The organism is Jejuia sp. G7-7 (genome assembly GCF_055808955.1).
In genome coordinates this window covers 1,239,857-1,262,304 of the sequence record NZ_JBVVSZ010000001.1, presented here as the reverse complement: position 1 = coordinate 1,262,304, position 22,448 = coordinate 1,239,857, and the positions used below count along the sequence as shown (strand labels likewise).

General features: G+C 31.8%; 24 protein-coding genes and 2 pseudogenes. 8 read left to right on the top strand and 18 right to left on the bottom strand.

Going from position 1 to position 22,448, the window contains the following annotated elements:
* Window positions 1–47 precede the first annotated feature (47 nt).
* On the top strand, window positions 48–779 hold the full coding sequence (locus AC0L5U_RS06195) for an endonuclease/exonuclease/phosphatase family protein (RefSeq protein WP_473415282.1): 732 nt from the start codon (window positions 48–50) through the stop codon (window positions 777–779).
* Window positions 780–782: 3 nt separating this feature from the next.
* Here AC0L5U_RS06195 and argE read toward each other — a convergent pair whose 3' ends face one another.
* The 11 genes and pseudogenes from argE to AC0L5U_RS06140 all read right to left on the bottom strand — a co-directional run bounded on the left by argE (window position 783) and on the right by AC0L5U_RS06140 (window position 10,573).
* Window positions 783–1,958, bottom strand: a complete 1,176-nt coding sequence (argE, locus tag AC0L5U_RS06190) for an acetylornithine deacetylase (protein WP_473416186.1) — start codon at window positions 1,956–1,958, stop codon at window positions 783–785.
* Window positions 1,959–1,964: 6 nt separating this feature from the next.
* A pseudogene (gene miaA / locus AC0L5U_RS06185) lies at window positions 1,965–2,866 on the bottom strand (tRNA (adenosine(37)-N6)-dimethylallyltransferase MiaA); the annotation flags it as partial.
* A gap of 188 nt (window positions 2,867–3,054) precedes the next feature.
* Window positions 3,055–3,858: an ion transporter gene (locus tag AC0L5U_RS06180; protein WP_473416184.1), complete on the bottom strand. Its 804-nt coding sequence runs from the start codon at window positions 3,856–3,858 to the stop codon at window positions 3,055–3,057.
* A gap of 73 nt (window positions 3,859–3,931) precedes the next feature.
* Complete coding sequence (locus AC0L5U_RS06175) at window positions 3,932–4,390, bottom strand: hypothetical protein (protein ID WP_473415281.1); 459 nt, start codon at window positions 4,388–4,390, stop codon at window positions 3,932–3,934.
* Window positions 4,391–4,437: 47 nt separating this feature from the next.
* Window positions 4,438–4,944: a hypothetical protein gene (locus AC0L5U_RS06170; protein WP_473416183.1), complete on the bottom strand. Its 507-nt coding sequence runs from the start codon at window positions 4,942–4,944 to the stop codon at window positions 4,438–4,440.
* Entirely contained in the window at window positions 4,833–5,888 is a 1,056-nt protein-coding gene (locus AC0L5U_RS06165) for a DUF3857 domain-containing protein (protein ID WP_473415280.1), read from the bottom strand. Before AC0L5U_RS06165 ends, AC0L5U_RS06170 begins: the two co-directional genes overlap by 112 nt.
* Window positions 5,888–7,253: pseudogene (locus AC0L5U_RS06160) on the bottom strand (exonuclease domain-containing protein). The gene AC0L5U_RS06165 and the pseudogene AC0L5U_RS06160 overlap by 1 nt, the downstream one beginning before the upstream one ends.
* 9 nt (window positions 7,254–7,262) lie before the next feature.
* Window positions 7,263–7,934, bottom strand: a complete 672-nt coding sequence (locus AC0L5U_RS06155) for a YggS family pyridoxal phosphate-dependent enzyme (protein WP_473415278.1) — start codon at window positions 7,932–7,934, stop codon at window positions 7,263–7,265.
* An 82-nt stretch (window positions 7,935–8,016) separates the two neighbouring features.
* On the bottom strand, window positions 8,017–8,613 hold the full coding sequence (locus AC0L5U_RS06150) for a M23 family metallopeptidase (protein WP_473415276.1): 597 nt from the start codon (window positions 8,611–8,613) through the stop codon (window positions 8,017–8,019).
* A 34-nt stretch (window positions 8,614–8,647) separates the two neighbouring features.
* Window positions 8,648–9,538 carry a 3-hydroxyacyl-CoA dehydrogenase family protein gene (locus AC0L5U_RS06145; protein ID WP_473415275.1) on the bottom strand — a complete coding sequence of 297 codons (891 nt, stop codon included), beginning with the start codon at window positions 9,536–9,538 and terminating at the stop codon, window positions 8,648–8,650.
* Between the two features lie 75 nt (window positions 9,539–9,613).
* Complete coding sequence (locus AC0L5U_RS06140; protein ID WP_473415274.1) at window positions 9,614–10,573, bottom strand: Gfo/Idh/MocA family protein; 960 nt, start codon at window positions 10,571–10,573, stop codon at window positions 9,614–9,616.
* 168 nt (window positions 10,574–10,741) lie between these two features.
* Between AC0L5U_RS06140 and AC0L5U_RS06135 the strand changes: the two genes are divergently transcribed.
* A complete protein-coding gene (locus tag AC0L5U_RS06135; RefSeq protein WP_473415272.1) occupies window positions 10,742–11,386 on the top strand; it encodes a protein-L-isoaspartate(D-aspartate) O-methyltransferase in 645 nt (214 codons plus the stop codon).
* Window positions 11,387–11,424: 38 nt separating this feature from the next.
* Here AC0L5U_RS06135 and AC0L5U_RS06130 read toward each other — a convergent pair whose 3' ends face one another.
* From AC0L5U_RS06130 to smpB, 5 genes are all read right to left on the bottom strand, one after another.
* Window positions 11,425–11,760 carry a class I SAM-dependent methyltransferase gene (locus tag AC0L5U_RS06130; RefSeq protein WP_473416182.1) on the bottom strand — a complete coding sequence of 112 codons (336 nt, stop codon included), beginning with the start codon at window positions 11,758–11,760 and terminating at the stop codon, window positions 11,425–11,427.
* 65 nt (window positions 11,761–11,825) lie between these two features.
* Window positions 11,826–12,026, bottom strand: a complete 201-nt coding sequence (locus AC0L5U_RS06125; RefSeq protein WP_473415270.1) for a hypothetical protein — start codon at window positions 12,024–12,026, stop codon at window positions 11,826–11,828.
* Window positions 12,027–12,479, bottom strand: coding sequence for a pyridoxamine 5'-phosphate oxidase family protein (locus tag AC0L5U_RS06120; protein WP_473416181.1), 453 nt, complete (start codon window positions 12,477–12,479; stop codon window positions 12,027–12,029).
* Between the two features lie 98 nt (window positions 12,480–12,577).
* Window positions 12,578–13,036 (bottom strand): hypothetical protein, encoded by a 459-nt coding sequence (locus AC0L5U_RS06115; protein WP_473415266.1) that lies wholly within the window; start codon window positions 13,034–13,036, stop codon window positions 12,578–12,580.
* 164 nt (window positions 13,037–13,200) lie between these two features.
* Entirely contained in the window at window positions 13,201–13,659 is a 459-nt protein-coding gene (gene smpB / locus AC0L5U_RS06110; RefSeq protein WP_473415265.1) for an SsrA-binding protein SmpB, read from the bottom strand.
* A 181-nt stretch (window positions 13,660–13,840) separates the two neighbouring features.
* Here smpB and AC0L5U_RS06105 point away from each other — a divergent pair, with 181 nt between their 5' ends.
* The 6 genes from AC0L5U_RS06105 to AC0L5U_RS06080 all read left to right on the top strand — a co-directional run bounded on the left by AC0L5U_RS06105 (window position 13,841) and on the right by AC0L5U_RS06080 (window position 20,616).
* The gene (locus AC0L5U_RS06105) at window positions 13,841–14,554 is read left to right on the top strand and encodes a hypothetical protein (protein ID WP_473415263.1); all 714 of its coding nucleotides are present in this window, start codon (window positions 13,841–13,843) and stop codon (window positions 14,552–14,554) included.
* Between the two features lie 112 nt (window positions 14,555–14,666).
* Window positions 14,667–15,470 (top strand): S41 family peptidase, encoded by an 804-nt coding sequence (locus tag AC0L5U_RS06100; RefSeq protein WP_473415262.1) that lies wholly within the window; start codon window positions 14,667–14,669, stop codon window positions 15,468–15,470.
* A 44-nt stretch (window positions 15,471–15,514) separates the two neighbouring features.
* Window positions 15,515–16,915: a dihydrolipoyl dehydrogenase gene (lpdA, locus tag AC0L5U_RS06095; RefSeq protein WP_473415260.1), complete on the top strand. Its 1,401-nt coding sequence runs from the start codon at window positions 15,515–15,517 to the stop codon at window positions 16,913–16,915.
* Between the two features lie 124 nt (window positions 16,916–17,039).
* Window positions 17,040–17,198 carry a hypothetical protein gene (locus AC0L5U_RS06090; protein ID WP_473415258.1) on the top strand — a complete coding sequence of 53 codons (159 nt, stop codon included), beginning with the start codon at window positions 17,040–17,042 and terminating at the stop codon, window positions 17,196–17,198.
* A 189-nt stretch (window positions 17,199–17,387) separates the two neighbouring features.
* Entirely contained in the window at window positions 17,388–19,766 is a 2,379-nt protein-coding gene (locus AC0L5U_RS06085) for a TonB-dependent receptor (RefSeq protein WP_473415256.1), read from the top strand.
* Window positions 19,767–19,794: 28 nt separating this feature from the next.
* On the top strand, window positions 19,795–20,616 hold the full coding sequence (locus AC0L5U_RS06080; protein WP_473415254.1) for a DUF4249 domain-containing protein: 822 nt from the start codon (window positions 19,795–19,797) through the stop codon (window positions 20,614–20,616).
* 25 nt (window positions 20,617–20,641) lie between these two features.
* Here the strand turns inward: AC0L5U_RS06080 and AC0L5U_RS06075 are convergent, their stop codons facing one another.
* Both AC0L5U_RS06075 and AC0L5U_RS06070 read right to left on the bottom strand, forming a co-directional pair.
* Entirely contained in the window at window positions 20,642–21,961 is a 1,320-nt protein-coding gene (locus tag AC0L5U_RS06075; RefSeq protein WP_473415252.1) for an FG-GAP repeat domain-containing protein, read from the bottom strand.
* 40 nt (window positions 21,962–22,001) lie between these two features.
* The gene (locus tag AC0L5U_RS06070) at window positions 22,002–22,370 is read right to left on the bottom strand and encodes a c-type cytochrome (RefSeq protein ID WP_473415251.1); all 369 of its coding nucleotides are present in this window, start codon (window positions 22,368–22,370) and stop codon (window positions 22,002–22,004) included.
* Between the last annotated feature and the right edge of the window lie 78 nt (window positions 22,371–22,448).

Genomic DNA, 22,448 nt, shown 5'->3' with positions numbered 1-22,448 from the left:
TTAGGAGTATTATTATTGTTTTTTTCTGCTTTGATTCGTTTTATCAATTGAACTCTAGTCGGGAAAAAGAAGAAAATATTATCTCTATTTTAACTTATAATACAGAAGGCTTTATTAATTCTATTAATGCCAATAACGGAATTGCAGATTTTGTGCAACATGTTAATGCTGATATAGTTTGTTTTCAAGAATTTTCTGCAATAGAATTTATTAAATATATAGATGCTTACCCTTATTGGATAAAAAGTAATATAGATACACCTTATAAGTCAGTTTTAGCAATATTTTCTAAGTTACCTATAGTGAATAAAGGGTATATAGAATTTCCTAATAGCAACAATAATGCAATGTATGTTGATATTGATATAAAAGGTAGTGTTATTAGGCTTTATAATTTACATTTGGAGTCTTACAAAGTAGATAGAAACACCCAATTTAATAACTCTAATGGCTATAATATAATATTAAAAGCTGATAAAAATAGGGTGATTCAAGCTGAATTGGTTCAACAGCATATTAAAGACTTTAATGGAGAAGTAATAATTGTTGGGGACTTTAACAGTACTCAATATTCTCCAGTTTACAGAATGTTGAAAGACTCTCGAAAAGATACTTTTGTTGAAAAAGGAAGCGGTTTTGGAGCTACTTTTAAATTGTTTAATTACCCATTTAAAGTAGATCATATTTTAGTTGATGACGAGTTTGAAGTAATTACACATAGAAATTTCAATACCAACTTATCTGATCATGAGCCTGTTTTTGCTAAATTTAAAAAATAACAATTAGAATTCGTTATTAATTTTTTCAGAAGAATATAACTCAACTAAATTCTCAAGTATTTTACAGTAGTTTTTTAATTCATATTTACTCACAAACTCATTGGCTCTGTGCGCCTGTTCTATAGAGCCTGGACCACAAATAATACTTTCTAAGCCTGCTTCATTGTATTGTCCAGCTTCTGAAGCATATGCAACTGTATCAATATTGTTATTGGAGTTAATTTCCTTTAAAAGCTTTACAATAGATGCGTTTGTTTTAGTTTCAAATGGTGTAACTGGAGGATGAATTTCTATAGTTTCAATTTTAAAATCTGGAAATATAGGCTGAAGATCTTGCATTCTATTTTCACAATGTGTTTTAAAATCTCTAATTATTTCAGATAGATTATCATTTGGAATTACTCTAGCGTCCCATTCAAAGTAAGTTTTATCGGCAATAACATTTGGAGCTATACCGCCATGAACTATTCCTGTATGTAATGATGTATGCGGAGGACGAAAACTGAGGTTTTTATTTCCAGAAGATGCTATGGTTTTCATTTTGTCTTCAAGCCATAAAATAAGTCGTGCAGATTCATGAACTGCGCTTACTTCTTTAAGGATTCCACTACTATGTCCAGCAGATCCGTTTACTTTTGTGGTGTATAAGCAAATACCTTTGTGTCCAATTATTGGTTGCCCCAATGAGGGTTCACCTATGATTGCATATTTTGGAGTTTCAGGATAATGTTGTAATAAATGTTGAATGAGTTCTGGAGCAGAAAGACATCCAATTTCTTCATCATAAGAAAATGCGAAATAGATAGGTTTTTGTAAATCGACTTTTACTAGTTGAGGTAGTATATTTAAGCAACACGCTAAAAACCCTTTCATATCGCAAGCACCGCGACCGTAGAGATTTCCATCTCCTTTATCGGTTAAAGTAAATGGGGCTGTTTCCCAATCTTGTCCTTTAACAGGAACTACATCTGTATGTCCTGATAATATAATTCCACCATCAATTGCAGGGCCAATGCGACAATGTAAAGATGCTTTGTTTCCTGATATATTTGGAACTAAAGTACATTCAATACCAAATGATTTTATATATTCTTTTATCCAATGGATTATCGATAAGTTACTTTCTCCTCCTAAAACTGGAAATGAAACAAGTTTTGATAAGATGGTTTCAACTGTCATTTGATTTTTTGTTTCTATTTGGACAATAATATCATTTACATCAGTTAAATAATCAAACCAAAGTGTATCTTTTTTTTGAACCATGTGAGCTGGCGTTTTGCAAAACGTCGGGTGTTCTTTTTAATTTCTGAAGTAGCGAATTCCAAAGTCCATTTATTATTTAAGTAATTAAATAACTCTTTATAGCCAACTGTATTTAAGGCGTTTAACTCTTTATGTGGTACTAATTGTTCTACTTCTTCTAAAAGACCTTCTTTTATCATGATATCTACGCGTTGATTGATTCGTGAGTAGATGGTTTCTCTTTCGGCTGTTAAGCCTATGTGTATGGTTTCAAATAGCCGTTTTCCTTTTTCTTTATTTAAAAAAGAAGTATAGGGTTTTCCTGTACCGATACAAATTTCTAAGGCTCTAATAACACGATGTGGATTATCTATTGCAATAGTTTTGTAGCTCTCAGGGTCTAATTCTTTTAGTTTTACTTGTAGATGTTCTAATCCTTTTTCTTTTAAATCTGAATTTAATTGAGTTCTTATTGTAGGGTCTACATTTGGGAAATTATCTAATCCGTTTATAACGGCATCAACATATAAGCCAGAACCTCCAACCATAATTATAACATTATGTTTTTTGTGCAGGGTATTTAAAAGAGCAATGGCGTCTCTCTCAAAAGCACCAACATTGTAATTTTCTTGAATGGATTTATGATGGATGAAATGATGTTTAGCTTTTGATAATTCTTGTTGAGTAGGTGCAGCTGTACCAATTTGCATTTCTTTAAAAAACTGTCTGGAATCGGCTGAAATTATTTCTGTATTAAAATGTTGTGCCAATTTAATACTTAAGGCGGTTTTACCTATAGCAGTTGGACCAACTATTGAAATAAGGTATTTGCTTTGAGTTTCTATGAGTTTTTTATTGAAATTGGAAGTGTAAATATACTATGAAAAATAGGGGAGACCAAAGTATGTTTTAGAAATTGACTTTGTCGGATAGGTGTGTTAAGGATTACATAGGAAAGCACACAGCGAGGCACGAGCGAGGACTTGGAACGGAAAGCCTGACCCCCGACTAAAGGAGGGGTAACGCCAAAAACTTAAATATGCAATTTTTCACCGCAATTATAACAATAGTCTGCTTTGTCACTATGACCCTCTGCTAGACAATTTTCGCAGGATTGGGAGTTTAAGGAAACATTATAATTCGGGTTTGGCGTACTTTTTTTGCCTTGAGCCGTGTACTCAGCAGAAACAATACCTGTTGGTACAGCAATGATTCCGTAACCCATTATCATGATTAATGCTGCTAGAAATTGACCTAATGGTGTTACCGGAGCAATGTCTCCAAAGCCAACGGTGGTAAGTGTTACGATGCACCAATAGACACTTACGGGGATGCTTGAAAAACCGTTTTCTTCACCTTCGATTAAATACATAAGGGTTCCAGATATGATGCATAAAATGAGTACAGCAAATAGGAATACTAAGATTTTTGCTCTACTTGCTTTAAGCGCAGATACAAGCATATTTGATGCTCCTAGGTAACGCGCCAGTTTTAGAATTCTAAAAATACGTAGCAAACGAAGTGCTCGTAGGGCTGCTAGTGCGTGAATGCCTCCAAATAATAGCGAGATGTATTTTGGAATTGTGGATAAAAAATCGATAATGCCATAAAAACTGAAAATATATTTTATGGGTTTTTTTACTGTTATGATACGGGCTACATATTCTATGCTAAACAAAATGGTAATAACCCATTCTGAAATATTTAAAAAGTTATGATATTTTTCATCAAAACTTTGAATACTTTCTAGCATTACTAAAATGATACTTGCTATAATGGCAATGAAGAGAACAACATCAAAAAACTTTCCTGCGGGTGTATCGGCTTCATAAATGATATCATGAAGTTTTGTACGCCAGTATCGTTTTTTTTAGTGTCGTTCATTTTTGTGCTAAAATACTAAAGATAAGTTATTTCTTTTTTAGAACAATTAAAGAATTGGTTTGAATATCTACAACTTTATTCATAAACTCTTTTAAATAGGGGTATATTTCTGCTGTGTATAATTCTTTCCTAAAATCTAGTTTAAAAATTAAATTAACCTTATTGCCTTTTTTATTACACGTAAAGTTTAAATCTCCACCATTATTTGCCAGTTTTAAAATAGTACTTTTTGGTATTTCTATAATTTCAAAAGCTTCATCTATAGTGAAATTTAGATTGTAAAAGTAACCGTCTTTGTATCCAAAATCTACTGGGTATGTGCGTTCTTGAAGCTTAAATGGATTTTCTTTGAAGAATGGGAAAAGAATAGGGTTAATGTATAAATTATCTCCTACCAAGGCTTCATCTAAAGTGAAATCGAAAGAAGAGTTAAAGGTTTTGCTTGTTTTTTCAATTGTACTTGTCTCAAAATTTTTAATATTCAAATTCAGGAATTTATTCTGAATTTTTTCTACATAGGCATCTGGGTTTCCTAAGCAAGCTTTTTCTCACTTAATCCATGATAACCTGAAGCTCTAGTTTTTGTTTTACCAGTTATTTTACCTGCAATATTTATATTTAATTCTGTTTGTATGAAAGACATTGTTGGTTTAGTTATTCCTATATTAATCCAAGAACTTCCGTTTTTAAAATCTAGTAAACGTCCGTATTGATTTAAACATTTAAAAGGAATTTGTCCGAAACTTAAATAAGGATTTGTGGCGTCTAGCAAATAAGTTTTTCCATCAATTTTTGCTTGAACTATAAGGTAGTTGAAATCTGAAATTACAGGAAAAATTTTAGTAGGAAACCCGTTTTTTCTTGTTGAGATTAACACAGGATGCACCTCAATATCACACGATTTCAGTAAGTTATGCAACAAAATGTTTATTGTTGAAACGTTTCCTGATTTATTATTAATAAGGTCTTTAATGGTGTGTTTTTTAAAGATACTATATTCCTCATTCCAAGTATAATTTTCTTGAACATAATTAACAATTGCTTGAACTTTTTTAGAATATTTGGTTCGTTTATTGTTCCTGAATTTAGAAAATCTTCTGGTTTTAGCTTTTTTGATATTTGCTTACCAATACTTATTTCACTACGTAATTCATTATCTACATCTTTCCATTTTTTAGTGTAGTTATTTATTGTACCATCAAAGCCATTAAAAGTTTGTAATTCATATTCTATTCTAGCCAAATAATTGTTTTTGGTAGTCATATAATTTTCCTCAATAAAAGCAGGTACATCTTTCATGGCATATGTGCTTATAGCGCAATCTGCACTTGCTCCTCTTGCGTGTTCTAGACAGGTTTTTTTTATATCAGATGTTTCTACATCTAATTTTTTATAACCAACTAGTTTTATATGATAGTGCCAATTCCCTGGGATACTAGTTTTGTATTCACTATATAATTTGGGAATATCATCTTGAAACTCCCAGCCTTTATATTTAAACATAAATGGGGACTTGAGTTTGTAACTATAGGTTATCACCGAGCCAGGTTGAATATTTGGTAAAGTAAATTTTACTAAAGTAACATTGTCATCATATTTTTCTCTAAAAATATCATTTTTATTAAGTTGTGTTTTTGTGACTTTTCCGTTTGTTTTATTGTAAGTAGTGGCGACGATTTTTTCAACTTTTTCAGAATGGTTTTTATTATTGTAAAGCGGAATTATGACGTTTGCTTTTTCATAGCCTTCCCTGTTTAGTATTTTTATTTTATGTTTTACTTCGGTTCTTAAATCATAGTCGTTCCTATCTACATAACTGTTTCCCTGTTCGTAAATTACCAAGGCATTTGCTGTGGTATCTTTTTCAAAAGTATTGGTTTCAATATCTGCAAGTACAACACGATATGATTCTGAATTAAAAGTAGATTGTGAAAATAGATTTATACAAATACTGAAGGTAAGAAGAGATAAAAATTGTTTCATTAACTGTTTATAATTAATTGTTTTACGCGCTTGTTTCGTCTTAAATAATTTTGAATGATATGTTGGGCATCTCTATTATTTTGCATAGGAGTTATAATAGATTCTAATATTTCAAGATTATTTATTTGATAATTTAAATTGAAAAATCCAAGACCTGTAAAAACACCATTTTTAATGAGAATTGCACTACGTTCATCAATAGCTCGACCTTTATCAACAATAACCATGTTTTTGTTAGCATAGCTATTTTTATCTATAAGATCAAGAACCCGCTTATTATAAGATTCTGTAGTCTCTTCCTGAATACAAGCACCATCACATTGTTTTATTTCATAATTAAAACAACTTGTTTTTGTTTTATATAGCCCTGTTAATTTTTGACATAGTTTATAATCTTCAACAACTTTAGTTATGAAACTTTTTCCACTTTGTCTATTACTAAATGTTGTTATTGATTTTTTCTGCCATCGGCAACATCAATTTTAAGATTTATATAATTGTTTTCATCTTTAAAACTGTAAAGTGCGTGTGTAAAAATGGTACGTCTTAAAGCACGATTAAATATTGGCTTGTTACGTTTTATTTCTTCACTTTCTTTTAATAGAGCTACCAATTCACTTCCGGTTGCTTCATAAGTTACCATATGAACCAAAGCTTGAATTTTTTTTGATTTAGGATTTGTACTTGTAAAATGTTGATTGATACGCTTTTTTATGTTATTGCTTTTTCCAATATAAATAATTTCTCCATCAGCTTTATGAATATAATAAACACCAGTAATTGATGGTAAATTTGCAATAATATCTAAATGTCTAGGTTCTAATTGACGTTTGGGATTTAAGCGCACAGCATCTTTAATAATGTTTTTAGAAGTATCTTTATCTAACAACATTTTAAAAAGTTTTACTGTGGCTTGAGCATCTCCAGAGGCACGATGTCTATCTGTTACAGGAATGCCGATGAACGCACCAGTTTTCCGAGACTATATGACGATTGGTCTGGAATTAAATATTTTGAAAGTTCTACAGTACAAAGCGATTCTCGTTCGTATTCAAAACCTAAGCGTCTAAATTCTGTACCTAAAATTCTATAATCAAATTGCGCATTATGAGCCACAATAATACAACCCTCGGTAATTTCTACTATACGTTTTGCAACCTCATAGAATTTTGGTGCATTTCGCAACATATTGCTGTTTATACCAGTTAGGTTTACAACAAATGGTTGAATATCTCTTTCAGGATTTACCAAACTGATAAATTGATCGACTACTTTATGGCCATCAAATTTATAGATAGCAATTTCGGTTATGCCTTCTTCATTATACTTTCCTCCGGTAGTTTCTATGTCTAATATTGCGTAAATATCCTTATCTTAATTTGAATAATTTCTTGAACCAAATATACTACTTCCAACACGAATCATTGTGCTTCCACAATCAATTGCGAGTTTGTAATCGCCACTCATTCCCATGCTAATGGTTTCTGGTTTAAATTTAGAGTTTTCTAGTGGTTTTAAGCTGTCAAATTTTTGTTTTAACAGTTTAAATTCCCTTTCAATCTGAGTGAGGTTGTTTGTAAAAGTCGCCATCCCCATAACACCCTTTATTTTAATATGTTGCAATTCTGAAAAATCTTTAGATTGAATTATTTCTTGCGCTTGATTGGGAGACATCCCGAATTTAGAATCTTCATCGGCTATTTTAATTTGTAATAAACAGTCAATTATTCTATCGTGTTTTTTGGCTTGCTTGTTTATTTCTTTAAGGAGTTTAAAATTATCTACACCGTGAATGAGACTCACAAAACTTGCCATATATTTTACTTTATTGCGTTGTAAATGCCCTATCATATGCCACTCAATATCTTTTGGCATTTGGGCGTGCTTATCAACCATTTCTTGCACTTTGTTTTCTCCAAAAATACGCTGGCCTGTATTATAGGCTTCCATTAAGTCAGATACTGGTTTGGTTTTAGAGACTGCAACTAGCGTGACATGTTGTGGCAAGGTGTTTTTTATGTTTTGAAGATTGTTTTTTATGCTCATAAATAAAAAAATAGGATTGTTAGTGTCTTGTTGCAAGTTACGACTTGTTGAATTTGTACTAGAGGGTTAAGAATGAATTTTATTAATTACGATTATTTAAAATGAAATTACTGGGGTTGATATATCCGTTAATAGATTTAGAATATCCAGGGCCAATATCCATATTTAATGAATCTCTTATTTCCAGATGAAGATGCGCTAGGTATACTCCATTACAATTGCCAATAGTAGCAATCTTGTCTCCTTTATGTATTAATATTCCTTGAGTCTTTAGAATAGTATCACAATGCGCATAAACAGATTCATAAAACTTGCCTTTATGTAAATGAACAATTCTAATAACTTTTCCCCAACCTCCTTCATAATCTTTAACTTCTCTAATATAGCCATTTGCAATAGCGTAAATAGCATCTCCTAAATCTGAATTCCCACCACCAATACCATTCCAATCATCCCCTAAATGATCATTCTCTTGAAATTTTTGAGCATTATAGTATCCCTTGGCATCTGGTTTGCCAACAGGAAAATCAAATCCATCAGAAATGTATTGTTTATTATGTTTAAATAGTTCTGTGATTTTATTTTGAGGGGTAGTGTCATTTTTGACAATTACGACTTGTTCAAAAACATCAACTTTCTTTTCATTATCTCTACATGAAAAAAAGCAAAAAAAGAACAAGACTATAAAAAGTTAAACGAAACATGATTTTTACTTATTTCAAAAACTGTTTAGCAACTTTTTCTGCCTTTCTGCTTTCAGAATAATCATAAAATCCTTCTCTGGATTTCACACCAAGTTTTCCAGCATTTACCATGTTAACCAATAATGGACAAGGTGCATATTTAGGATTTTTAAACCCATTATACATCACATTTAAAATAGATAGGCAAACATCTAACCCGATAAAATCTGCTAGTTGTAATGGCCCCATGGGATGGGCCATACCTAGTTTCATAACGGTATCAATTTCTTCAACACCAGCTACACCGTTGTAAAGTGTTTCAATGGATTCGTTAAGCATTGGCATTAAAATTCGGTTGGCAACAAAACCAGGGTAATCGTTAACTTCAACAGGAACTTTACCTAAAGTTTTGGATAAATTCATGATGGTTTTAGTCACTTCTTTACTGGTGTTAAAACCATTAATAATTTCAACCAATTGCATAATAGGGACAGGATTCATAAAATGCATTCCAATAACACGCTCTGGTTTTGAAGTAGCTGCTGCTATTTGCGTAATTGAAATAGAGGAGGTGTTTGTTGCTAGAATTGCAGTATCGGAACAAGCTTCATCTAATTCTTTGAAAATTTTAAGTTTTAAATCAAAATTTTCGGTAGCAGCTTCAACTACTAAATCAACATTTTTTACTCCTTCTTTAAGATTAGAAAATGTAGAAATATTATTTAGTGTGTTTTGTTTTTCCTCTGGTGTAATTTTTTCCTTTGCGACCATTCTGTCTAAATTTCTAGTAATGGTTTGCAATCCTCTTTCAAGGGCATCTTTATTTACATCAATAAGTTGGACTTTAAACCTGTTTTGAGCAAAGGTGTGCGCAATGCCATTTCCCATGGTGCCAGCGCCTATAACTGCTATGTTTTTCATGTTTATAAATTTATTGATGCATAATCTTTTGGGTAACCCTATAACGCCTCAAGTTAAATTAGATAAGGAAGGCATTTAGAACTGATTGATAATCATATTCGCAACACGTAATGCTTCAGTACCATCATGTAAAGTAACTACTGGAGTTGTGTCATTATTTATGGCATCAGCAAAGGTTTCTAATTCCATTAAAATAGAATTTACATCTGGAATGTCAGGGTTATCAAAATAGATTTGCTTTTTAACACCTTCGGCATTTTGTAAAATCATATCAAAATCACCAGGATTTTCTGGTGCATCTTTCATTTTTACAACTTCACATTTTTTGGTTAAGAAATCTACTGAGATATAAGCGTCTTTCTGGAAAAATCGGCCTTTACGCATTTTCTTCAATGAAATTCTACTTGCTGTTAAGTTGGCAACACAACCGTTTTTGAATTCAATACGTGCATTTGCAATATCTGGCGTATCACTAATTACGGCAACTCCACTTGCTGAAATATGTTTCACTTCAGATTTTACGATACTCAAAATAATATCAATATCATGAATCATTAAATCTAAAACCACAGGCACATCAGTACCTCTTGGGTTAAATTCAGCCAAACGGTGTGTTTCAATAAACATTGGAGATTTAATATCATCCTTAACCGCTATAAAAGCAGGATTAAAACGCTCAACATGTCCTACTTGTCCTTTTACTTTGTGTAAAGCAACCAAAGCTCTAATTTCTTCCGCTTCGGCAACAGTATTTGTAATAGGCTTTTCAATAAAAATATGTTTTCCCTTTGTGATAGCGTTTATTGCACATTCATGATGAGAAAGAGTAGGTGTTACAATATCCACAACATCTACAGCATCAATTAAGTCATTAATGGAATCAAATAAATGATATCCAAACTCTTCTGCAACTTTTTTAGCGTTTGAAGTATCTGCATCATAAAAGCCAACCAAATCGTATTTTTCAGATTGTTTTAGAAGTCTTAAATGAATTTTTCCAAGATGACCAGCACCAAGAACACCAGCTTTTAGCATAATTTTTATGTTTTAAACAAAAATACTATAATTAGCATAAAAAAAGCCAAAATTTCGGCTTTTGCTATATGTAAATATCTTCATTAAAGATACTAAAATTAAATTCTGCGAAAATTGTTTTCTGCTTAAAAATCTTTGATTAATTTTAGCACAATTAACTTGCCAAAATTGAAAGATACATTTAAACATCAAGGATTGCGTCAACAATTAGTTAACGTTTTAAAAGACAAAGGCATACAAGATGAAAAGGTTTTAAAAGCCATAGGTAAAATACCTAGACATTTGTTTATGGATTCTGGTTTTTTAGACCATGCCTATCAAGATAAAGCGTTCCCCATTGCTGCAGATCAAACTATTTCTCAACCTTATACTGTGGCCTTTCAAAGTGAATTGCTAGAATTATCACGGGGGCATAAAGTTCTAGAAATAGGTACAGGGAGTGGTTATCAAACAGCAGTTTTATGCGAATTAGGGGTTTCGGTGTATAGTATTGAACGCCAACAAGAACTTTTCAAAAAAACGAGTAAATTTCTGCCAAAGTTGGGTTACAGAGCTAAAAAGTTGATTTTTGGAGATGGTTATAAAGGCTTGCCTGATGAAGCACCTTTTGATAGTATTATTGTAACTGCAGGTGCTCCTTTTGTGCCTAAACCTTTATTGAGTCAACTAAAAGAAGATGGAGGAAGACTTGTAATTCCCGTGGGCGATGATGTTCAAGTAATGACGCTTTTTGTTAGAAAAGGCCCAAAAGAGTTTGAACAGCATGAGTTTGGGGAATTTCGTTTTGTGCCGCTTTTGGAGGATAAGAATTAGGAGTTTTTGTTGAAAGATAGATAATAATATGAAGGAGTTTAAATTATTGTTTTTTTTTCAAAAACCCCAAACAATTCATTCCCCATCCTAGGAGCAATAGAATTATTGCAATTTTCAAAAATTTTAATAGTAAAAAGTGATTCAAAGTAACTTAGGTATTCTTCTTTAGAGCCACCAAAAGGGCGTTTTTCCATATCGACAGTTAATGGAATATCAAACCATAAACCTACTAACTTTCCTTTTTCGTTTAATAAATCATGTATTTTTAAAGCATATGCTTTTCGAGTTTCTGGTAATGGAGGAAAAGAACAAAAAAATGTTTGTTCTAAAATGAGGTCATATTTATTTTGATGTTTAAAGAAATCACCTTGAATAATATGTTTCGAAGGAAAATTAGGAACTCTGTTTTTAAAGGCTGTTAAAGGTTCTTTTGCTATGTCTAAAACAAAAACATTTTAAAATGTTTGTTAAATAAGTATTCTGCTTCATAGGAATTGCCAGCTCCCGGAATTAGAATTTTTAAGTCTTTGTTTTCTAATTGATCGATATAATCTTTTAGTGGAGTTGAAGGGAAACCAATATCCCAACCTGTATTCGCTTCTGAGTAGCGTTTAGCCCAGTAGTTTTCTGTATTAGACATTTAATTTTCAAATATCTCAGTTTCCAAACCATCAATACTCTTAGTATTTTTATCTTTCCAATACTTTTCAATACGCTCCTTGCCCTGTTTTTCTGCCCAAGAATTAAGTTGTTGACGTTCTTCTTTAAAATCCATAAAGGGTACTGCGTAACCACATGAGGTTTGGATAGAATCAATAGTCATTTCAACAATTTGACGTGTACCAGGAATTTTAGGAAATAACTCTATTTGCTGTTTAAATTCAGCATCTCTTTCATGATAAATTTTGGCATTACCATACAATCTTAAGATTAAAGGTTTGCCATCAAAAGAGCAGAACATAATGGTCATACGGTCATTTATTAATAAATGCGCCGCCGTTTCATTGCCACTTCCCGTTAGGTTTAACCACAATATTTTATTCTTGTCTATAATTCTAAATGTATCTGCTAAGCCTTTTGGTGATAAATTTATGCGTCCTTCATCTACAGCAGTAGCTACAAAAATATCTTTTGATTTTCAATAAACGTTTGTAACTCTGGAGTTAGTTCTGTGAAAAATTTTGCCATGATTTATGTTCTTGGTAAGTATGCTTTTGGTATTGGGTTTTCCTCAGTTTCTTGAGACCAAAAAATATTGATAATCCACCAACGTTCGCCATCATTTAGTAACTGAATGCTATTAATACCTCTCATAAAAGGTTTTTCATCATCTTTACTATGAAAACATTTATAGGTGCTAAAAACATGAGCTATATTTCCAAAAGTATTTACTTTTCTATGAATTTCTTTTTCAATAAAGCCATTTAATTTCAACCACTTACCTGAGTTTTTAATATAATCATTTGGTGTTAAATATTTTGCTTTGTATTCATCATCAGGATTCATCCCAGAGGCAATCATTTTTGCACCGGGATAGAATAAATATTTAAATTGCTTCCAATTGCGTTCTTCTTCTTTTTCAGCAGAAATAACTTTATAAAGCGCTTTTATCGTTTTATCTAAAGTTAATACTTGCGTACTGTCAACCACAAATTCCTTTTTTTCGGAAGTATTCTTTTTGTCTGATTTTTTTGAGCGTTTACAGAAAGTGAAATAACACTTATTAAAATTATGAGAAGAATCCTTTTCATTTTAAAAAATTTTATGGAAAATTAATCATTTTGAAATCTTAAAACGGTTAAAATCATCATAAATTATTTATAGATTTTCTTTATTCTATCCAGATTACGCTTGTTGTCTCTATCCTTAATAGTTTCGCGTTTATCGAAGAGTTTTTTCCCTTTAGCAAGCGCAATATCTAGTTTGGCAAATCCTTTTTCATTGATAAATAAACGCAAAGGAATAATAGTTAAGCCTGAATTTTGAACTTCTTTATTCAGTTTTTTAAGTTCTTTTTTATTGAGTAACAGTTTTCTAACCGCTTTGGGTTTGTGGTTGTAATAGTTGCCAAACGCATATTCTTGAATGGTCATGTTTATAACAAAAAGTTCTCCATTTTCACTAAACTCGCAAAAACTTTCGGCAATAGATGCTTTGCTGCTTCTTATGGATTTTATTTCGGTACCAGTTAGCACAATTCCAGCCGTATATTTATCCAATATTTCATATTGAAAACGTGCTTTTTTGTTCTGTATGTTAACTGTTTTTTGCATAACCACAAAACTACATAATTTTATGGTTTCTACTTTATATATGGTATAAAACGTTAAATAAATTCTAATCGGTTTTTAAGTAAAGTAAATACAGTTATTTTAGCATTGAATTTTTTAGCTATTTATGAAAAAACTATTGTCTGCAGTATTAGTTATATTTTTGTTAAACTCATGTGTTAGCGTGCAAAGGCATAATACTCAAATAACTAAATTACATGCCGTTGAAGCGCTCCATAGTGATGTTGATAAAGCCTACAGTCAGTTAAAAAAGCACCACCCTAAATTATACCAATACACTCCAAAAGATGTTTTAGAATTTAAATTTGATAGTTTAAAACAAACCATAACTACACCATTAAAATCTCGTGATTTTTATAAAAAATTAGCACCTGTTCTTACTAATGTGAGGCAAGGACATGTTTCTATAAAACCTATGGGTAAGCGTTTTGAACGGAAAGAATTAAAAGCACTTAAAAAGAAAAAATTCGAATTTTATGATTTAGATTTTGAATATTTAGATGATAAATTATGGGTAAAACGCTCATTTGGAAAAGATTCTGTTTTAGTAGGCAGCGAGGTGCTAAGTTTAGATGAAGAATCAGTATCAAAATTAGTGAATACTTACAAAACACGTTTTGCTTCCGATGGATTTAATACCACACTTCATAACAGATTTGTAGGTATAGGTTTTAAACAGTTTTATTTTAGAGACAAAGGGTTTTTAGACAGTTTAAGAGTAACTTTTAAATCAAAAGATTCTGTGTTTTCTAAAATATTTAGAAGAGTTTCAAAAGAAGATAAAAAGAAAGCAGTAGATACTTCCGCATTAAAAAAACAGGATACTTTAAAAGTAAAACCTAAGAAGCTAACCAAATCCGAAAAAGAAAGCAAATAAAATAGTAGCCAAGAAAAAAAGGAAGTATAGAAAAAAACATGGTTTTATTCCTAGAAGTAAAGAATATACAAGAAATCTTGATTTTATAGGAAAAGATAGTGCTGTGGCTTACATGAAAATTAGAGGATTTTCAAACGGGAAATACAAAAAATTTTATGAGGAAAGTTTTGCTAAAATAGATTCTGCCAACACCAAACATTTTATTTTAGATTTAAGAGATAATGGAGGTGGACGAATTGCCGAAATTGAAAAATTATATTCCTACTTTACTGATAAAGAATTTCAATTTATTACTGAAAGCGAAGTAAATAGTAGGCTTCCCGTTTTAAAATCGGTTATGAGCAATACAACACCAACAGGCGTAAAAGTACTAGCTGGCGTTTTATCGCCTATTGTCATCGTTCAGAATTTGCTAAGAACAAAAAAGAAGGATGGTAAGTTGTATTATAAATTTAGTCAAGCTAAACCCGAAAAGCCAAATCCGTTAAATTATAAAGGTAAAATGTATGTGTTGATTAACGGAAATTCGTTTTCAGCATCCTCAATAATTTCCACACATTTAAAAGCCACAAAACGTGCTACTTTTGTAGGCGAAGAAACTGGAGGAGCCTATAATGGCTGTGTTGCAGGACTTTATAAATTGTACCAATTACCAGAATCTAAATTAGTTGTACGGATTGGTTTAATGCAGGTTGAAGCCCCTTATAAACAAGTCCCTGATGGTTACGGCATCAAGCCAGATGTTCAAATTTCGCCTACAATTGAAGACAGAAACCTTAAAAAAGATGCTGAATTAGATTGGGTTTTGAATGACATAGACCAGCAAAAAAATAAGTTGCTAAAAAACTCTAAAACTGTTAATGACCTTGCATCAAAATTTGTATTTTTGATATTCGTTTTTGCTTTGGTACTTTAATTGTATGCGAAGCATATTTTTTATTCAAAAATTAAGAAAATACTATGAAATCATATGATGTAGCCGTTATCGGTTCAGGACCTGGAGGATATGTAACAGCAATACGTTGTGCACAATTAGGTATGAAAACTGCAATTGTTGAAAAATATGCAACCCTTGGAGGCACTTGTCTTAATGTAGGCTGTATTCCAAGTAAGGCGCTTTTAGATTCTTCTCATCATTACGAAGATGCTGTTAAACATTTTGAAGAGCATGGTATTGAAATTCCTGGCGATATTAAAGTGAATTTGGAAAAGATGATTGCGCGCAAGCAAGCAGTTGTTGACCAAACTACTGGTGGTATTGATTTTTTAATGAAGAAGAATAAGATTGATGTATATCAAGGCTTAGGAAGCTTTAAGGATGCAACTCATATTACTATTACAGGAGAAGAAACAACTGAAATTGAAGCTAAAAACACAATTATTGCTACAGGTAGTAAACCTTCTAATTTGCCATTTATAGAACTTGATAAAGAACGTATTATAACATCAACAGAAGCATTAAAGCTTAAAGAAATTCCAAAGCATATGATTGTTATTGGTGGTGGTGTTATAGGTTTAGAATTAGGACAAGTTTACAGACGTCTTGGTGCAGAAGTAACAGTTGTTGAGTACATGGATCGCATTATCCCTACTATGGATGCTGGTTTGTCTAAAGAATTAAATAAAGTATTTAAGAAGGCTAAATTCAAAATGCAAGTATCTCACAAAGTGAAATCTGTAGAGCGAAAAGGTGATGAAGTTATTGTAAAAGCAGATAATAAGAAAGGAGAAGAAGTAGAGTTTAAAGGCGATTATTGTCTGGTGTCTGTTGGTCGTAAACCTTATACAGACGGCTTAAATACCGACGCTGCTGGTGTAAAACTAGATGATAGAGGTCGTGTTGAAGTAAACGAACATTTACAAACAAGTACTTCAAATATATATGCTATTGGAGATGTTGTAAAAGGCGCAATGTTAGCACATAAAGCTGAAGAAGAAGGTGTTTTTGTTGCCGAAACTATTGCAGGTCAAAAACCACATATAGATTATAATTTAATTCCTGGAGTAGTTTACACATGGCCAGAAGTTGCGGCAGTTGGTAAAACCGAAGAAGAATTAAAAGAAGCTGGAATAGCTTATAAAACTGGATCATTCCCAATGCGTGCTTTAGGTAGAAGTAGAGCAAGTATGGATTTAGATGGTTTTGTGAAAATTCTTGCTGATAAAACTACTGATGAAATTTTAGGCGTACACATGATTGGTGCTCGTGCTGCAGATATGATTGCAGAGGCAGTTGTTGCCATGGAATACAGAGCAAGTGCAGAAGATGTATCTCGTATGTCTCATGCACACCCAACATTTACAGAGGCTATTAAAGAAGCGGCTTTGGCAGCTACTGATGATAGGCCGTTACATATTTAAAAAATATTTGAAATTTATAAAAAAAGCAATCTTTTAAGGTTGCTTTTTTATTTATAACATGTATTTCATGCAACCTTTTGTTTTCTGATGTGTCTATAATAGTATCAATCAAAATGAAATAATCATGAAATCACAAATCACAAATACTATTTCTAAAAAAGTTAATCCATTTTTTGGATTTGGTTGGAATACTTCAATTTATAGCTCTAGGAATGAGTCAGTTTTAAATTTGATTAAAAAAGATTCTAAAAACCCGAATAAAAAAATGATTGGTTTGAAATAACGACCAAATTTCTTCAAAGGAAGGGTGCTTTTTGAAGTTATAAATCTATGATAGGGTAATGATAAATAACAATAAGTTATTGATTATTAAATATTTATTGTATGAATGTATATGTTGTTTAATATTTTAACGTTTTTTTTAAACAAAATAATTCAAATTGTGTAATTTAGCAAACTATAACTAGTTGCTATGATTAACCCAAAACTGGCGTATTTTTATGTATTCCTTTTATTTTCAATAGGTGTTTCAGCACAAGATAAGTTTACAATAAGTGGTACTGTAACTGATGTTGCTAATGGCGAAACTGTTTTTGGCGCTTCGGTGTTTTTAGAAGGTACAACTATTGGAGCAATTACAAATGAATATGGTTTCTATTCCATAACGGCCACAGAAGGCAAATATAAATTAGTAGTGTCTTACATTGGATATGCCACGACTTCTCAACAAATTGATTTATCAGATAATCAACAAATTAATTTTGAAATAAGTGCTGCTTCCACAGAGTTGGATGAAGTTATTGTAGTCGCTGAAGAATCTGAACGCGTTAATATCAGAAGTCCGCAAATGAGTGTTTCTAAATTAAAATTAGAGACTATCAAGAATATGCCTGTAGTATTAGGAGAGACTGATATTATAAAATCCATTCAGCTATTACCAGGTGTTACAAGTGGTGCAGAAGGCTCGGCAGGCTTTAACGTAAGAGGTGGGGCTGCAGATCAAAACTTAGTACTTTTGGATGAAGCCATTATTTATAACACGTCACATTTATTTGGCTTTTTCTCTGTATTTAATGCCGATGCTATCAAAGATGTTAAATTATATAAAGGAGGTATTCCTGCACGTTTTGGTGGTAGAGTATCTTCTGTTTTAGATGTAAGACAAAAAGATGGTAATAGCAAGAATTTTGAATTGAATGGGGGTATTGGTATTATATCAAGCAGGCTTTCAGCTGAAGGGCCAATGTTCAAAGATAAAGGCTCATTCTTAGTAGCTGGTCGTGGTTCATATGCACACTTGTTTTTACAGGCAACTGGAGGAGAAAATAGTGCTTATTTCTATGATTTAAATTTAAAAACTAATTATAATATCGATAAAAATAACAAATTGTATTTATCGGGATATTTTGGTAGGGATGAATTCAATTTTGGTGCAAATTTTAATAGTGGCTACGGAAATGCATCAGGAAATTTAAGATGGAACCATATTTTCAATGATCGTGTATTTTCAAACTTATCTTTTATCTATAGTGATTACGATTATATCCTAGATTTTAAGTCTTTTGACTTCGATTGGATTTCAGAAATCACAAATTATAACATCAAATACGATTTGACTTATTATCAAAGTAATAAACTACAATTAGATTTTGGTTTAAATGCTATTTATTATCAATTTAATCCTGGAGAAATAAACCCAACTTCTGAAAATTCTTCAATAAATCCGTTACTATTAGATCAAAAACGTGCTTTTGAAAACGGGTTGTATGCTAGTGCAGAATACAAGGTTTCTGATAAATTAACAGCTACAATTGGTTTGAGGTATAGCTATTTTATGAGAAGAGGGGGCCAAGCACTTACGGATTACGAAAACGGTTTACCAATTGTTTATAATGAAGCTTTGGGAATTTACGAGGAGGGTAATGCCATTGGAGAAACAAATTATGAAAAAGATGAGACCATTAAAACTTATGGTAATTTAGAACCACGTTTAGCCTTAGCTTATCAGTTAAATGGTAATTCTTCAATTAAAGCTGGCTACAGTCATACGGCACAATACATTCATTTATTGTCAAATACGTTATCGGTAACACCATTAGATGTTTGGACGCCAAGTGGAAAATTTATAAAACCACAATTGTCTGATCAATATGCCTTAGGTTATTTTAGAAATTTCAAAAATAAAGTATACTCTTTAGAAGTGGAAGCCTACTATAAAACAGTAGCGAATAGAATTGATTATGTAGATGGCTCTGATTTAATAGGTCAAAATACCATCGAAACTGAAATTTTAAATGGAGAATTAAGAGCCTACGGATTAGAATTTTTATTACGAAAAACTAAAGGAGATTTTACAGGTTGGTTGGCATACACCATTTCTAAGGCAGAACAACGCACTCCTGGTGGTGTGGCAAGCGGACCAGGAATTAATAACGGCAATTGGTATTATGCAGCTCAAGACAGAACTCATGATGTATCACTAACGGGAGCTTATAAACTCAATGACAAATGGACTTTTGGTGCTAATGCAATTTACCAAACTGGGAGACCAGTTACATACCCAGATGGTCAGTATACCTATGAGGATTTAAATATTGCAAATTTTTCAGATAGAAACTCTAGTCGATTAACAGATTATCATCGTATTGATATTTCGGCAACATATATTCCTAACAGAAAACCAGAAAAGCGTTGGAAAGGCGAATGGGTTTTCGGAATCTATAATATTTACAATCGAAGAAATGCAGCGTCTATTTCATTTGGGCAAAACAGAGAAACAGGAGCAAACGAAGCAACCAGAACCGCTATTTTTGGCATGGTACCCTCGGTTTCATATAATTTTAAATTTTAAGACATGAAACATTTTAGATATAACTTACTTGTTTGCATTTTTAGTTGTTTTTACATCTTGCACCGATGTGGTTGATGTTGATGTGCCTGAGGCAGCACCTAGATTGGTAATTGAAGCTTCAATAGATTGGGAAAAAGGTACTCAAGGTAACGAGCAGACTATTAAACTAAGTATGTCTACTCCGTATTTTGAAAATTTATCTAATACAGATGTGGTTGGTGCCTCAGTAAAAATTACTAATAATTCTACAAATTTTGAGTATGTATTTAATGATAATGGCAATGGAATTTATTCAACATCTAGTTTTGAACCTATTTTAAATCAATCTTATACTTTAGAAATTAATTACGACGGGCAAACATATTTTGCAGAAGAAACCTTAACTCCTGTTGTAGATATTGATGAATTAAGTCAAGCCAGAATAGGTGGTTTTAATGATGAAGCCCTGGAAGTTGATATTTATTTTAATGATCCACCAAATGAAGAAAATTTTTATTTATTTCGATTTGAAGAAGATGGAGATATTCTACCAGAATTGCTGGCTATTCCTGATGAATTTACAGATGGTAACAGAATGAAAGTCTTTTTTGAAAAAGAAGAGGATGAAGACATTGGTCAAGAAGAATTTGAATCTGGAGATATAGCATTCATTAAATTCTACGGAATTTCTAAGCAATATTTCAATTATATAGATTTACTTATAGATCAGTATGAAAATGCCGAAAACCCTTTTGGAACAATACCAGCGTCATTAAAAGGAAACTGTATCAATGCTACAAATCCAGAACACAATCCTTTTGGTTATTTTAGATTAACACAAGTTGTTAATGTTACTTATGTTTTTCAATAACTAGTGTTTTTTTGAGTAGAAACGTTTATTTACTAGTGTTTATCCAAAGTGTAACACGTTTTAAATCGTTAAAAGGCGGATAGACATACATGCCTCCTGTAACCAAATCTATTTTACCATCATTATTAAAATCGCCGAGTTCTAAAGTTATTAAATGTGTAGGCGATTTGGCTAAAGTGTGCTTTTTAAATGTGTTATTATCTGTGTTTTCTAATAAAACAAGGCTTTCAACGTTCGATTTCTCCCAATAATTAAACCCGCTTACTGCAAAAATATCTGTATCATTATCAAAATCTATATCTATTGCTCTAGCACTAAAAGCACCCGGAAAACTACATATACGATGATATTTAAAGTTTAAATCTCCTAAATTTTCTAACCATTGAATCCCGTGCCATGATCTAGGTAAAGGTGGCAAATAATCAAAAGCGTCTCCATTAGTGTATAGAATATCTGGTTTACCATCTCTATTCACATCTGAAATTGAAATACCGCTAGAACCAAAATCATCATTACTAGAGCCCCATAATTGTTTCGATTTAAAGTTACCTTTTCCATCATTTATAAAACAATATATTTTTTCCCATTCTTGGGTAACTAGAGAAATAATATCTAAATCGTTATCAAAATCTATATCAATCAATTCCACATTTATTGGTCCGGAAATGCTTTGTAGGTTATGGTTTTTAAATTTCCACCCGCCTAAGTTTTCAATCCAGCAGGTTTCTCCATCATCATATCCAAATTGTGCTGCAGCTAAATCTATATCACCGTCACCATCCAAATCTCCAGCTCTTACATCGGCTACACGAGCAATGTTTTCAGCAACAATTCGTTTTTTAAAATTACTTTCCCCATCATTTTCTAAAACCACTACAGAGCCAATTCTATCATTATTAGGAAACAGCATACCTAGTACGGCAACAATTATATCATTATCTCCATCATTATCAAAATCAAAAACTTGAGTATGGGCAGGCGCTTTAATGTTATCTGCAATAATCTTTTCGTTAAATAAACCTTTTGGATCTTGTTCAATAAGTGACACTAAATTGTTTTTAATATCACAAACAACAACTTCTAGTAAACCATCTTTATCTATATCATGAGCAGCAAGATGAGAAACTTGTGGAGGTTCCTGAAATGAACTTCCAATAGCGATTGGTGTGAATAATTTTAAAGAATCTGTCTTTGAATCAATTTGGGTTTCTGATTTCTGATGTATTTCTTTAGTGTTGTTTTTTTCTTCTTTAGATTTACAATTAATTAAAAAGGCTGAAGCACTTAACCCCAAACAAATAATAAATATTTTAGGTAATATTATCTCTTTAGCTAGTTGATTCATTTGAGAATATGATATGTTTTTTTGAATAAACAATATTGTGTTATTTTGAATTTATAGCTATCAGGTAATCGACTAAACAATCAATTTCAGAATTAGTAAGTGTTGGTATTGGCATTTTATTGCTCTTAAATGGTATTTGTTTTTCATAATCGGGATTAATAATAGAACGTTTTATATAGTCTCTATTTACTTCTAAAGTATGTTCTTTACTACCTCTAACAACTGTAATTGTTGTCTCCAAATCAAAATTTAAAGACGGTCCATAAAGCTTGCTTTTTCCTGATAAAGAATGACAAACTGCGCATCCAACCGAAGTAAACAATGCTTCTCCTTTTTTTATGTTTTCAACTTTAAGTTCATTTTTATAATCTATACATGAAGCTGTAAAATAAAATAAAATCAGAAGCAATAAGCAGACGTTTTTTGGAAGATTTAATTGTTCAGGGATCAAGATTGAATTCTAATTTAGAAATTATGCTACTAAAGT

Excerpts from the sequence above, each read along its gene's own strand:
- argE (WP_473416186.1), bottom strand. The coding sequence starts at position 1,958 with ATGACAGTTGAAACCATCTTATCAAAACTTGTTTCATTTCCAGTTTTA.
- AC0L5U_RS06165 (WP_473415280.1), bottom strand. The coding sequence starts at position 5,888 with ATGAAACAATTTTTATCTCTTCTTACCTTCAGTATTTGTATAAATCTA.
- AC0L5U_RS06155 (WP_473415278.1), bottom strand. The coding sequence starts at position 7,934 with ATGAGCATAAAAAACAATCTTCAAAACATAAAAAACACCTTGCCACAA.
- AC0L5U_RS06145 (WP_473415275.1), bottom strand. The coding sequence starts at position 9,538 with ATGAAAAACATAGCAGTTATAGGCGCTGGCACCATGGGAAATGGCATT.
- AC0L5U_RS06140 (WP_473415274.1), bottom strand. The coding sequence starts at position 10,573 with ATGCTAAAAGCTGGTGTTCTTGGTGCTGGTCATCTTGGAAAAATTCAT.
- AC0L5U_RS06125 (WP_473415270.1), bottom strand. The coding sequence starts at position 12,026 with ATGTCTAATACAGAAAACTACTGGGCTAAACGCTACTCAGAAGCGAAT.
- smpB (WP_473415265.1), bottom strand. The coding sequence starts at position 13,659 with ATGCAAAAAACAGTTAACATACAGAACAAAAAAGCACGTTTTCAATAT.
- AC0L5U_RS06100 (WP_473415262.1), top strand. The coding sequence starts at position 14,667 with ATGAAAATTAGAGGATTTTCAAACGGGAAATACAAAAAATTTTATGAG.
- lpdA (WP_473415260.1), top strand. The coding sequence starts at position 15,515 with ATGAAATCATATGATGTAGCCGTTATCGGTTCAGGACCTGGAGGATAT.
- AC0L5U_RS06090 (WP_473415258.1), top strand. The coding sequence starts at position 17,040 with ATGAAATCACAAATCACAAATACTATTTCTAAAAAAGTTAATCCATTT.
- AC0L5U_RS06085 (WP_473415256.1), top strand. The coding sequence starts at position 17,388 with ATGATTAACCCAAAACTGGCGTATTTTTATGTATTCCTTTTATTTTCA.
- AC0L5U_RS06075 (WP_473415252.1), bottom strand. The coding sequence starts at position 21,961 with ATGAATCAACTAGCTAAAGAGATAATATTACCTAAAATATTTATTATT.